This window comes from Pseudoxanthomonas sp. LjRoot206 (assembly GCF_056175725.1).
In genome coordinates this window covers 391,864-404,290 of the sequence record NZ_JBGFFI010000002.1, presented here as the reverse complement: position 1 = coordinate 404,290, position 12,427 = coordinate 391,864, and the positions used below count along the sequence as shown (strand labels likewise).

General features: G+C 68.5%; 10 protein-coding genes and 1 tRNA gene. 4 read left to right on the top strand and 7 right to left on the bottom strand.

The features are described from left to right. Nucleotides 1–46: 46 nt before the first annotated feature. Together AC04MD_RS06505 and AC04MD_RS06500 are read right to left on the bottom strand one after the other, a co-directional pair. A complete protein-coding gene (locus AC04MD_RS06505; protein ID WP_475496479.1) occupies nucleotides 47–478 on the bottom strand; it encodes a bactofilin family protein in 432 nt (143 codons plus the stop codon). Nucleotide 479: 1 nt separating this feature from the next. Next, the gene (locus AC04MD_RS06500; protein WP_475496478.1) at nucleotides 480–1,214 is read right to left on the bottom strand and encodes a DUF6776 family protein; all 735 of its coding nucleotides are present in this window, start codon (nucleotides 1,212–1,214) and stop codon (nucleotides 480–482) included. A 98-nt stretch (nucleotides 1,215–1,312) separates the two neighbouring features. Between AC04MD_RS06500 and AC04MD_RS06495 the strand changes: the two genes are divergently transcribed. From AC04MD_RS06495 to AC04MD_RS06485, 3 genes are all read left to right on the top strand, one after another. Beyond that, nucleotides 1,313–1,933, top strand: a complete 621-nt coding sequence (locus AC04MD_RS06495; RefSeq protein ID WP_475496477.1) for a DUF4126 domain-containing protein — start codon at nucleotides 1,313–1,315, stop codon at nucleotides 1,931–1,933. A gap of 83 nt (nucleotides 1,934–2,016) precedes the next feature. After that, entirely contained in the window at nucleotides 2,017–3,918 is a 1,902-nt protein-coding gene (locus AC04MD_RS06490) for an EAL domain-containing protein (RefSeq protein ID WP_475496476.1), read from the top strand. Nucleotides 3,919–3,956: 38 nt separating this feature from the next. After that, nucleotides 3,957–6,407 carry a hybrid sensor histidine kinase/response regulator gene (locus AC04MD_RS06485; RefSeq protein WP_475496967.1) on the top strand — a complete coding sequence of 817 codons (2,451 nt, stop codon included), beginning with the start codon at nucleotides 3,957–3,959 and terminating at the stop codon, nucleotides 6,405–6,407. Here the strand turns inward: AC04MD_RS06485 and bfr are convergent. From bfr to AC04MD_RS06470, 3 genes are all read right to left on the bottom strand, one after another. Further along, complete coding sequence (gene bfr / locus AC04MD_RS06480) at nucleotides 6,380–6,850, bottom strand: bacterioferritin (protein ID WP_162338169.1); 471 nt, start codon at nucleotides 6,848–6,850, stop codon at nucleotides 6,380–6,382. The genes AC04MD_RS06485 and bfr overlap by 28 nt on opposite strands. 117 nt (nucleotides 6,851–6,967) lie before the next feature. After that, entirely contained in the window at nucleotides 6,968–7,180 is a 213-nt protein-coding gene (locus tag AC04MD_RS06475) for a bacterioferritin-associated ferredoxin (protein WP_475496475.1), read from the bottom strand. A gap of 67 nt (nucleotides 7,181–7,247) precedes the next feature. Further along, nucleotides 7,248–7,844 carry an RNA pyrophosphohydrolase gene (locus AC04MD_RS06470; protein ID WP_475496474.1) on the bottom strand — a complete coding sequence of 199 codons (597 nt, stop codon included), beginning with the start codon at nucleotides 7,842–7,844 and terminating at the stop codon, nucleotides 7,248–7,250. A 117-nt stretch (nucleotides 7,845–7,961) separates the two neighbouring features. Here AC04MD_RS06470 and AC04MD_RS06465 point away from each other — a divergent pair. Continuing rightward, nucleotides 7,962–8,038, top strand: a tRNA-Met gene (locus AC04MD_RS06465). 229 nt (nucleotides 8,039–8,267) lie between these two features. On the opposite strand, the gene AC04MD_RS06460 is transcribed toward AC04MD_RS06465, so the two are convergent. Both AC04MD_RS06460 and AC04MD_RS06455 read right to left on the bottom strand, forming a co-directional pair. Then, a complete protein-coding gene (locus AC04MD_RS06460) occupies nucleotides 8,268–11,321 on the bottom strand; it encodes a sensor histidine kinase (protein WP_475496473.1) in 3,054 nt (1,017 codons plus the stop codon). 192 nt (nucleotides 11,322–11,513) lie between these two features. Then, complete coding sequence (locus AC04MD_RS06455) at nucleotides 11,514–12,338, bottom strand: alpha/beta fold hydrolase (RefSeq protein WP_475496472.1); 825 nt, start codon at nucleotides 12,336–12,338, stop codon at nucleotides 11,514–11,516. Between the last annotated feature and the right edge of the window lie 89 nt (nucleotides 12,339–12,427).

The window sequence follows — 12,427 nt, the reverse complement described above, 5'->3', positions numbered from 1 at the left end:
GCCGCAGGATAGCGCGGTCGTTCCCAGCGGGCTCTGAATGGCGCCGTCAGGCGTCGGCGGTGGCCCAGGCGTCCGCGTGGGCTGCGGTCTCGTGCGCGTCAGCGCCTACCGGGACGGCGTCGGCGTGCACCAGCCGACCGGTCAGCTGCGCACCCGCGCTCATCTCGACAACCTTGTAGTGCAGGTTGCCCTGCACGCGGGCCTTGGCCGCCAGTTCGATGCGCTCGAGGGCATGCACGTCGCCGGTCATGCGACCGTTGATCACCACCACCGGCACCTGCACCTCGCCTTCGATGCTGCCCTGCTCCGCCAAGGTCAGCACGGCGCGCTCACCCGCCTCGGCGATCACCTTGCCCTGGATGTGGCCTTCCACGTACAGGCCGCCACTGAAGACGACATCGCCACGGATGGTGACCTGCGGGCCGATCAGGGTGTCGATGGCGCCCACGTCGGGACGGATGGGCTTGTTCTTGAACATGTCACTTGCCTCCTGCGGCTGTGGCGGTCTTCCAGTCGAGGGCCTGCTCCACCGCGGCGTCCTCGCCGTGCAGCGATACCTTGACCCGCTGTGGCGTGAAGCCGGGCGGCAGCATCACGTTGCCATCCAACTGTTGGAAATAACGGAAGGAATACGCCTGCGCCGGCGCGCTGCGCTGCTGGTGCAGTTCGTCCCACGGTATGGCGGCCAGCTTGCCCTCGCGCACGCCTTCCACCGTGAAGCGCATTTGGCCTTCGCTGATCGCGCCCCGGTTCATCGTCTGCGTCAGCATGATCTGGTAGCGCCAGGTGCCGCCGGCTTCGGGCGCGAACTCGGCCACGTGCACGGTCAGGCCCTTGCGCTGGCTGGTCGAGCCCACCAGGCGCTCGTAGAAGGCGATGTCGGCGCGCAGCGCGGCGATCTCTTCGTCGCGCTCGGCAAGCCCTTCCTGCACTTCGGCATTGGCGGCGCGGCTGATCTGGTCCGAGCGCGCCAGGGTCGACTCGCGCTGGCGCAGGGCGCTCAGCTCGGACTGCGCCGCCTTTGCTTCACGTTCGGCCTTCGCGCGCGCCGCATCGGCCTGCGCCAGGCGCGGCGCGGCGGTGTGGCTGGCTGCCCACCAAACGCCGCCAACACTGACGATCCAGGCCAGCGCCAGCAGCAATGAGGTGCTGCGGCGGCGTACGGCGGCATCGCGCGGCACGATCCGGAAGCGGGAAGTAACAGGCGCGGACATGACGGACAAGCGGCAGGCGGCGCTCAGCCGGCAGCCAGACGGGACCCCTATACTCGCCGCAGTGGCGCGAGCCCACGAGTCTAACGGGAGTGGCGGGGATGTCCGAAGCGCATCTTTTCGTAATTGGGATCCTGTTGGCATGGATGGCCGGGATCCGGGTCTACCTCACGGTCTTCGGCGTGGGCCTGGCCGGCGCGCTCGGCTGGCTCGACCTCCCCCCGGCCCTGCAGGCCACCGAGTCGTGGTGGGTGCTGGGCACCTCCGGTGCGCTGGCGCTGACCGAATTCTTCGCCGACAAGATTCCCGGCGTGGATTCCGGCTGGGACCTGCTGCAGACCTTGGCGCGCGTGCCGGCAGGCGCGTTCCTCGCGGCGGCCACGCTGTCGCCGGACGGGCAGCTCAGTGGCGGCGTGCTGGCGGCAGGTGCCGGCGTCGCGCTCACCAGCCATGTACTGAAGAGCGGTTCGCGCGCCCTGATGAACACGTCCCCGGAGCCCATCAGCAACTGGGCCGCGTCGATCACCGAGGACGCGGTGGTGGTCGGCGGCCTGGCGCTGGCCTTTGCACACCCCTGGATTGCGTTGTTCCTGGTGATCGGTGCATCGCTGCTGATCGCCGTCGCCGTGTGGTGGGTCTGGCGCAAGGTGTCGCGCGGCCTGAGGCGGCTGTTGCAGTCGACGGCGCCCGCGCCCATGCCACCCCCGACGTCCGGCCCGTGACAGGCGACGATGCATCGGGGATCATGGGTTCTGCCTCGGTCGTGAACTTCATCGCATAATGGGGCTCAGCTTGGGGAAGCCTGATGTCCACGCTCGATCCCACATCCCGCCCGCAGGATGAGCCCTCACGCTCACGCCTGCGTGCCGAAACACCGCCGGCGCACTTTTGGCGCCGCTGGGTGGACGATGCCGCTCCCGAGGATGCAGCGGACGCCCCCGGAGCCGGAGAGCCCGTTGAGATGACCCCACCGCCTCCCACGCCTTCCACGCCCTCGCCTGCCGCGTCGTCCGGTCCGATCCAGGCCGCCCCGGCACCGGCAGCGCCGCCGGAGCCGGTCGATCCGGAATCGCCCTATCGCGTGCTGATCGTCGAAGACGATCGCGGCCAGGCACTGTTCGCCCAGAGCGTGCTGCATGGCGCCGGCATGCAGGCCGAGGTGCAGATGCAGTCCGACGGGCTGCTCGACACGATGACGCGCTTCCGTCCCGACCTGGTCCTGATGGATCTGCACATGCCGGGCAAGGACGGCATGTCGCTGACCATGCTGCTGCGCCAGCAACCGGAGTACCTGCATCTGCCGATCGTGTTCCTGACCGGCGATCCGGACCCGGAACGGCAGTTCGAGGTGCTGGAGAGCGGCGCCGACGACTTCCTCAACAAGCCGATCCGGCCGCGCCACCTGATCGCCGCGGTTTCCAACCGCATCCAGCGCGCGCGCCAGCGCAACCAGGCGCTGCAGGCACCGCGACCGTCGGTGAATACGGACACCGGCTTGCCGACCCGCACGTTCGTGCTGCAGCAGCTGGCCGATTCGCTGCAGCGGCAATCCAGCGGCGGCGTGTTCTTCGTCGAGGTCAACAGCGCGCTGAGCCTGCGCGAACGCTATGGCTACGCCGTCTTCGAACACCTGATGAGCCAGGCCGGCCGCCAACTGGCCGCCGCCGCGTCGCCACACCCGGTCGCCCGCCTGAACGACAACAGCTTCCTGATGCTGGCCGACAGCGTCGACGAGACCACGCTGGCCGCGCTGGCGCAGCAACTGCGCGACGGACTGGCCGGCCACGATTTCCAGACCCGGCCCAACGAGATTCTCAAGCTGCGCGGCTCGGTCGGCTACACCGCGCTGTCGCTCGGCTTCGCCGACTCCGGCAGCGCGCTGGAGGCCATCGAACGCGCCGTGCTGCAGGCCCGCCTGAAGCCAGACAGCCTGGCCGAGTACGTGCCAGCCGAAGTCGACGATGACGCGCCGCGCATCTCGCTGGAAGACGGCCAGTTCGAACTCGCGTACCAGCCGATCGTGGCGGTCGCCGGCAGCGACCAGGCGCAGTACCAAGTGTTGCTGCGGATGCGCCAGCCCGACGGCTCGCTGCTGCCCGCATCGCAGGTCATTCCGGCAGCCGAACTGGCGGGCGGCATCGCCCAGATCGACCATTGGGTGCTGGAACATGCCTTGTACGTCCTGGCCGAACGCCAGGCCGCGGGGCCGTCGCTGCGCCTGTTCGTCTCGCAGTCGCCGCGCTCGCTGGCGCGCGAATCGCATGCACAGTGGCTGCTCGATGCACTGCGCGCGCGCGGTATCGAAGGCACGTCGCTGGTCATCGACCTGCGCCTGGCCGATGCGCTGATCCACACCGTCACGCTGCGGCAGTTCTGCCAGCAGCTGATGCCGGCCGGTGTGCAGTTCTGCTTGAGCCAGTTCGAACCGGGCGCCGAAGCCGATGCCCTGCTCACCCAGCTGCCGCTGGGCTTCGTGCGCGTCTCCAGCAAGTACGCCAGCGCCCACGCGGACCCGGTCCTGCGCGACCAGCTGCGCGGCATCATCGACAACGCGCATCGTCAGGGCCTGCAGGTGATCGGCCAGCAGATCGAAGATCCGCAGGCCGCGGCCGCGATGTGGATGGGCGGCGTCGACTTCATCCAGGGCAACCTGGTGCAGGCAGTCGGCAGCGAACTCGGCTTCGACTTCCATAACGCGGTGCTGTAACGATGCCCACGGCCGGTCGCACGCCGGTGATGCCCTGGGTGACGGTGGCATGTACGGCCGCATCGGTCGCATCGTTGGGCTTGCACTGGGTGGGCATCTCCGGCCCGTGGATCCCGCTGGCCGCAGGCAGCGGCGGCGCAGGCCTGCTGGCCGCACTTTCCTCTGCCTGGCATTCGCGCTCGGAAGCGCGCCACCACACCGGCGTACAGGCACGGGCCGCGATGGCCGAGTCCGAGCGCGACGGGCTGCAGCGCGACCTGCAGCGCCACGACCGTCTCGAACAGGAACTGCTGCGCGCAAAACAGGCCGCCGAATCCGCCGCGATGGCGAAGGGCGAGTTTCTGGCCACGATGAGCCACGAGATCCGCACGCCGCTCAACGGCATCGTGCCGATGCTGGAGATGCTGTCGCGCGCGCCGCTGGCGCCCGACCAGCGTGAGATGCTGACGACTGCGACGGCGTCGTCGCACCAGCTGCTGCGGATCGTCGACGACATCCTCGATTACTCCAAGCTCGAGGCCAACAAGCTCGATCTGGAGATCACCGGCTTCAACCTGCGCGAGCTGCTCGATGGTGTGCTGCAGCTGATGTACCGCCCTGCGGAGAACAAGGGCCTGCGCCTGAGCCTGCAGCTCGACCCGGCGGTCCGCCTGCCGGTGCGCGGCGACCCGGTCCGCCTGCGGCAGGTGCTTACCAACCTGGTCGGCAACGCGATCAAATTCACCGAGCGCGGCTCGATCACGCTGGTGGTGCGCAGGCTTGGCGAAACCGCCGCCCAACACCTGCTGCGGTTCGAAGTGCGCGATACCGGCATCGGCATCGAAGAGGACGCGCGCCACCGCCTGTTCCACTCCTTCAGCCAGGCCGATGCCTCCACGACCCGCCTGTACGGCGGCACCGGCCTGGGCCTGGCGATCTGCCGGCGCATCGTCGACCTGATGGGCGGTCGCATCGACGTGGTCTCCGAAGTCGGGCGCGGCTCCACGTTCTGGTTCGAAGTGCCGCTGATGAAGGTCATCGGCGACCTGCGCCAGCGCGACAGCGGCGCCCTGGATCATGGCCGCGTGCTGGTGGTATCGCCGGACGCTCGACTGCGCCAGCGCCTGACGCTGCTGGCGACCAACTGGGGCATGCAGCCGGTCGCCGTCGAAACGACGCAGGAAGCCTTGGACCGCCTGCGCCTGGTCGGCGAACAGGGACAGCAGGACTACCTGGCGGTGCTGGCCGATATCGGCGGCATCCGCAGCACGGCTCTCGCGCTGCACCGGGCGATCACCCGTCGCCCGCTGCCCGACGCATTGCGGCTGGTATGGCTGTACGGCGACGACACCGTGCCCGCCGACCTGCATCCGCGCAGCACCCTGCTGTCGCGGCAATCGCCGGATGCGGATCTGCGCGCAGCCCTGACCGGTGCTGCGCCGGAACAGGATCCCTCCGCCATCGCAGTGACGATGGAAGAGATTTTCCCGGCGTCGGCGAACATCGCGGCATCCATCGACGAAGACGTCTCGTCCGTCAGGCCCGACGTTGTGATTGCCGCCCCCGCGCCAGCCGAGGACATCATCGCGACGGAACCGGAATCGGCCGTGGTCAGCGCCATGCGGACCGAGCCCCGCCTGCTGCTGGTGGAAGACAATCCGGTCAATCTGCTGGTGGCACAGAAGCTGCTGTCTGCGCTCGGCTTCAACTGCGAGACGGCGGCCAACGGCGACATCGCGCTCAAGCGCATGCAGCTCGAGCATTTCGACCTGATCCTGATGGACTGCCAGATGCCGGTGCTGGACGGCTACGCGGCGACGCGGCGCTGGCGCGAGCTGGAAGCACAGCGCGCCGATGGCGGGCGCCTGCCCATTGTGGCGATGACCGCCAACGCCATGGCCGGCGATCGCCAGCGCTGCCTCGATGCCGGCATGGACGACTACTTGGCCAAGCCCGTATCGCGCGAACAACTGGAAAGCTGCCTGCACCGCTGGCTGCCGGACCGCATGAACTTCGTGCTGCGCAATGCGGCGCTCGTCGCGCCGGCGGAGCCCGCACCGCCCGCACCTGCCGTCGCTACCGCCCGCGCACCTGCGCCGAGCTTCCCGGTGCTGGACCAGACCATGCTGGAGGAACTGCGCGAGATCGCGGGCGACGAGACCACCCGCATCATCACCATCTTCCTGGAAGACGCACCGCGCCTGATCGGCACGCTGGAGAAAGCCGCAGCCGTACCGGATCTCGACGCCATGCGCGATGCAGCGCATACGCTCAAGTCGTCGAGCGCGAACGTGGGCGCCATGGCCCTGTCGGCCGCCGCCAAACGGGTGGAACTGGGCGCCCGTGCCCGCAAGCTGGAGCGTCCGGCCGTGGCCGTGGCGCTGGTGATCGCCGAATACGCGCGGGCGCGCATGGCACTGCAGGGCTATGCCGCACAGCAGCTGGGTCGGCCGCTGCTTCCGCCGCAGCCGACCGTGACGACTCAGTCTTCGAGCTTGGTCAGCAGGTAGTTCGGTTCGCCGATACGATCGATCACCGACAATTGCGTTTCGAGCCAGTCGATGTGTTCTTCCTCGGAATCGAGAATGGTGGCGAACAACTGGCGGCTGACGTAATCGGCCACCGATTCGCAGTACGCGATCGCGTCGCGCAGCACCGGCAGGGCTTCCTGCTCCAGGACGAGATCGCACTCGAGGATCTCACGCGGGGTTTCGCCGATGCGCAGTTTTCCCAGCGCCTGGAAGTTCGGCAGCCCATCGAGGAACAGGATGCGCTCCGACAGCTTGTCGGCGTGCTTCATCTCGTCGATGGATTCCTTGTACTCGTGCTCGGCGAGCTCCTTGAACCCCCAGTTCTTCAGCATCTTCGCGTGCAGGAAATACTGGTTGATCGCGGTCAGCTCGTTGTAGAGCGCCTTGTTGAGATATTCGATGACCTTGGCGTCGCCTTTCATGGCCATGCTCCGTGGGCGGAAGGACGGCAGAGGTTAGCCCGTGTCCGCGCCCGTTGCAGGAACGCGAATCGTGATCATTTTGCGGGACACATCACCGCCGCCAGGCAGCGATTGCGATCAGGCGGCGTGCGACAGCGTGAGGATCGGGAACAGCGGCTCGCGCGACGCAGGTTGGGCCGTCTGGAGTATGTCCAATGCCATGTCCAGGCAGCTGCCGCAGTTGGCACCGGCCCCCGTCCGCATGGTCAGCTCGGCCACCGTCGTACAGCCGGAAGCGGCCGCCTCGCGGATCTGGTGGTCGGTGATGCCGTTGCAGATGCAGACGTACACGGTGGCGTTGGAGACCCGGCAGGCACGGAACGGCCCGACGCCATTTCACCCAAAATGAGAATGATTGTCAATTCTTGGCGGGTTCGCCGGTACCGCCGCGTTTGCGTGTCGGCCGTTCGCGGCTGCGCCGACGTCCCACGTCGGCCACTCGCGGGGCCGGCAGCTGCGGGGGAATCGCCTGCGGGCCAGCCACCGTCCGCGCGAACGCGGCCAGATGCCCCAGGGCACTGGCATACACCCGCCGTTTGAAGATCACCACGTGTTCCAGCGGATACCAGAAGTCCACCCAGCGCCAGTGGTCGAACTCGGGGCTTTCGGTCAGATCGAGCCGCAGATGCGCTTCGTCGCCGACCAGGCGCAGCAGGAACCAGACCTGCTTCTGGCCTATGCACACCTGGCGTTCGTTTCGGCGGATCGCGCGCGGCGGCAGGCGATAGCGCAACCAGCCTGGGGTAACGCCCAGAACCTCGACATGTTCGGGCAATAGGCCGGTTTCTTCGCGCAATTCGCGGTACATGGCCTCGACCGGCGTCTCATCCGTGTTCATGCCGCCTTGCGGAAACTGCCAGCCATCCCGGCGCACCCGTCGCGCCCAGAACACCCGGCCATCCGGCCGCATCAACACGATGCCGACGTTGGGTCGGTAGCCGTCCGGATCGATCACGATGCGGACTCCTGAAAATCTACTGTCCCCGACTCTGCCACGGCCCGCCGCAGGCGACAAGCGCGTCGCGCCGGCTTGACAGGCAGGGGGTCGAAATGAAGAATACGCGGTTCACGCGGCTATGTAGCTCAGCCGGTTAGAGCACAGCACTCATAATGCTGGGGTCGGTGGTTCGAGTCCACCCATAGCCACCAGATTCCCGAGCGGAATCAACGCGTTGAAGGGAACCCGCCGCAAGGCGGGTTTTTTGTTGCCTGCGGCGCAAGCTCGCCCTGCCCGTCCAGCAGTGCGGCCTTTTCCGTCAGGCGTCTTGCCACCTGGCGATCGGTCTCGGGCCCACCGACGATGACACCCATGCGCTCCCACCAGGGTCCCCGCACCTGGCGGCGGGCGCACGCAGTCCGCACCGCGCCCGCGAGCTGACTATGGCCGCTGCCTGGCGAAGAGACGTCTCAACCAGCGGGCGGCCGGCGGATCGTCGCGATAGACCATGGCGCCGGGCACACGCAGGACGACATCAGTCCCGGAACTGGCGCTGGAATGCAGTTCGAGGACCGCGCCCACCCGCTGCGCGCGCTCGCGCATCCCGGACAGGCCCCAGTGACCGCTGCGGCCGCCTGCCTCGAGCACATCCCGCGGCAGGCCCACACCGTCGTCCCGTATCCGGACGATCAGCACCTCCGGCTGATAGGCCAACTCGATCACCACGTGGTCGGCACGCGCATGCTGGAAGGCGTTGAGCACGGCTTCGCGCGCGATGCGATACACCTCGTCGCATACGAACGGATCGAGTGCACGCACGCTGCCATCCACGACCATGCGGAGGTCCACGGCATAGTCGGGCACCAGTTCTTCGCCCAGTTCCGCCAGCATCTCGGGCAGATCGCCGGGCAGCGGCGCACGCAAGTCGAGCACGCGGTCGCGCGCCTCTCCCATCACGTCGTCCGCCCGCTGCAGCACGCGCTCCATCGCCGCGTGCGAAGGCGCCTCCCTGCCCAGCGACTCGGCGACGGCGTGGAAGCGCAGGATCAGCCCTTGCACGCTCTGGATCAGGGTGTCGTGCAGTTCGCGTGCGATCCGCTCGCGCTCGCGGTGGCGTTCCTGCAGTCGCTCACGGATCTGCGCGGACAGGTGGCGCAGGCGCAGCAGGTAGGCGATCCACAGCAGGGACACGCCCAGCACGACGCACAGCACCCGGAACCAGGAGGTCTGGTAGTAGCGAGGTGCGATGACGAGGGGAAGCGACGCGCCCGTCTCGTTCCAGACGCCGTCGTCATTGGCGGCGATCACGCGGAAGACATAGGTGCCGGGACCGGGATCGTTGTAGAACGCGGTGCGGCGCGTTCCGGCGTCCTGCCAGTCTTCGTCGTAGCCTTCCAGCTTGTAGCGGAAGCGCACGCGCTCCGGGATCGCCAGGCTCAGCGCGGTGTAGGCGATCTGCAGGTTGCGCGTCCCCGGCGGCAGCTGCAGCATACCGATGTGCAGCGGGTGCGGATGTTCATCCGCCACCAGCGACAGCACCGTCACCGGCGGCGGAATGGGATTGCGGCGGATCGCGGCGGGATCGATCGCGACCACGCCGCTGGTCGTCGCGAACCACACGCGCCCGTCGCGCCCCTCGGCTGCCGTCGGGATGGGGCGGAACTGCGCTGGCACGCCGGGCATGCCATCGAGGAAATCGAACAGCTCGTAGGGCGGTGTGCTGGCCTCGAACAGATGCGGCACGTCCGCGGCCTTGACGTGCAGCACGCCACGCGCGCCGTTCAACCACAGGTCGCCGCCGCGCGCCTGGACGATGCCGGTGATGCCGCGGAACGGAGTGTCGGCCGGTGTGCGCAGCATGCGCACCTTGCCTTGCGCGTACCGTGCAAGCCCGCGCTCGCCACCGATCCAGATGACGTCGCCCTGCCCTTCCACCAGCGCGGTGACGTTGCCGACCGCCAGCCCGTCCGCGCGGCCGATGGCCTGTACGCTGTCGCCGCGCATCACCGCGATCTGGTCGCGCGCGTATCCCATCCACAGCGCGCCATCGGCGGCAGACAGCAGCACGAGCGGCGATGAACCTGGCGGCAAGCCCTTGCGTCCGCGCAGCTGGTGCCAGCCCCCGTTTTCCAGGCGATGGATGCCGGGCGTGTTCAACGACACCCACAGCACACCGGCGCCGTCGTGCGCGATGGCCTGCACGCCGGAATAGCCGGTCACCGGCAACGGCGTCACCGACGCCAGCCTGCCCGCGCGCCATGTCCACAATCCTCCCGGTCCACCCAGCCACACGGTGCCGCTGCGATCGCGATGCGCGGCGGTGAGCGGTGGCGGCAGGTCCAGGTAGCGCAGCTGCGCGCCATCCAGTTCCATCAGCGGACGATTGCGGCTGCCGGCGAGCAGGGTGCCGTCGGGTTCGGCCACGATGGCGAAGTCCTGCGCACCGTCCGGCAGCATCGCGGGAATGACGTTGGTATGGCGGAAGCGATCCAGCCCGCGGGCGCTGCCCACCCAGATCGAACCCTCGCGGTCTTCCAGCACCGGCACCAGGTAATCGGCACTGAGGCCGTCGTCCTGCCTGAAGGATTCGAATGCGGCGTCGCCCACGGTCGCGGCCTGCGAAGACGGTTGCGCCAGCCGGCGCACGCCTTCGCCCATCGTGGTGGCCCACAGCGTGCCGTCGCGATCGAACAGCAGGCCGGCCGACGGTGCGGACAGGGCAGGTGTCGCGATCGCGCCATCGATCGGCAGCTGGCGCACGCCCCCTTCGTTCTCCGCGATCCACAGCCCGCCGTCCGGCGCCTGCGCGAACTGGCTGATGCGGCCCACGGCGAGATCCAGCGTTTCGAACACCTGTGCGCCCTTGCGCAGGCGTGCGAGGCCGGCGTCGGTGGCCAGCCACAGCGTGCCGTCGCGATCGGTGAACAGCGTGCGCGCCTGCGCGCCGGGCACGCGCCAGTCGTTTTCGACCCGATACCAGCGCCCTTCGTGCAGGTACACCAGACCACTGAACGTCGCCGCCCACAGGCGACCGTCGGGCCCCCGCGCGAAACGGAACACGGTGCTGGTGGGCAGCCCCTGCGCTTCGCCGTAGTGGACCAGGTGCCCGTCGCGCAGGAACGACACCGCGCCGTAGCGGAAGCCGATCCACAGCCCGCCGTCGTCGGTGGCATGGAGGGTGGAGATACTGGTGGCCGGGAACGCCTGCGTGCCGGGCGGATCGTAGCGTTCGAAGCGCACGCCATCGAAGCGGAACAATCCCACCTGTGTCGCCAGCCATAGATAGCCGTCGCGGGTCTGCGCCAGGGCGGTGACCTGCCCCGGGGCCCCCTCCTTCACCGTCCACGCCGTGTGGTGGAACTGGGCGATCTGCCGCTGCGGGTCGAGCGCGTGCGCGAGCTGTGCCGACAGCAGCAGGCACAGGCCGGCCAGCCAGGCGCGGAGTCCGCACCGGCTGGCGGCACGCCGGGTCTTCCTGCTGCACGCGCTGGCCACTCTGCCCCCTGGGTGAACTGCGGACCCACCCGCACCGGCCCGCCCCCCACCGGTGCGCGCTGCGTCATCTCACTTTACCCGAGGCAGTGCAGCGCACGCGCGCACGCCCCGCGGCCCGGGGGGTCGCGAGGCATGCGGATGCTTCTGGACAGTGGCGGGTATCCGCGTGGCCGTCCCTGGCCAGCGCGGCGGTCAGGCCGAGGCGAACGCCAGCAGGTCGGTGTTGAGCTGGTCGCGGCTGGTATCGCCCAGCGAGTGCGAGCCGCCCGGATAGATCTTCAGTTCCGCCCCCGGCACCAGCTTCACCGACCGCTTCGCCGAGGCGTCGATCGGCACGATCTGGTCGTCCGCGCCGTGGATGATCAGCGTGGGCACGTCGAACTTCTTCAGGTCCTCGGTGAAGTCGGTCTCCGAGAACGCCTTGATGCAGTCGTACGCATTCTTGAAACCGGACTGCATGCCCTGCGTCCACCACGCGCGGATGTTGCCTTCCGACACTTTCGCGCCGGGCCGGTTGTAGCCGAAGAACGGACCGCTGGCGACATCGAGGAAGAACTGCGCGCGATCGGCGAGATAGGCCTGGCGGAAACCGTCGAACACCGACATCGGCAGGCCGCCGGGATTGGCGTCGGTCTTCAGCATGATCGGCGGCACCGCGCCCATCAGCACCGCCTTCTTCACCCGCTTCGTGCCGTGGCGGCCGATGTAGCGCGCGACTTCGCCGCCGCCGGTCGAGTGACCGATCATCACCACGTCCTTGACGCCCAGGTGCTCGAACAGCTGTTCGAGGTCGTCAGCGTAGGTGTCCATGTCGTTGCCGTTCCACGGTTGGCTGGACCGGCCGTGCCCGCGGCGGTCGTGGGCGATGCAGCGGAAGCCGTTGCTGGCCAGGTGGAAGATCTGCGGATCCCAGGCGTCGGCGCTCAGCGGCCAGCCGTGGCTGAAGGAGACCACGGGCCCCTTGCCCCAATCCTTGTACCAGATGCTCGTGCCGTCTTTGGTGGTGAACGTGGCCATGCGTCGTTCCTCGTGAGGGAGGGTGGAAGAAGAGGTAGCCGCCGCCAAGGGCAAAGTCGGGAGCGCAGCGAAGGCGGTCGCCGCCGCGC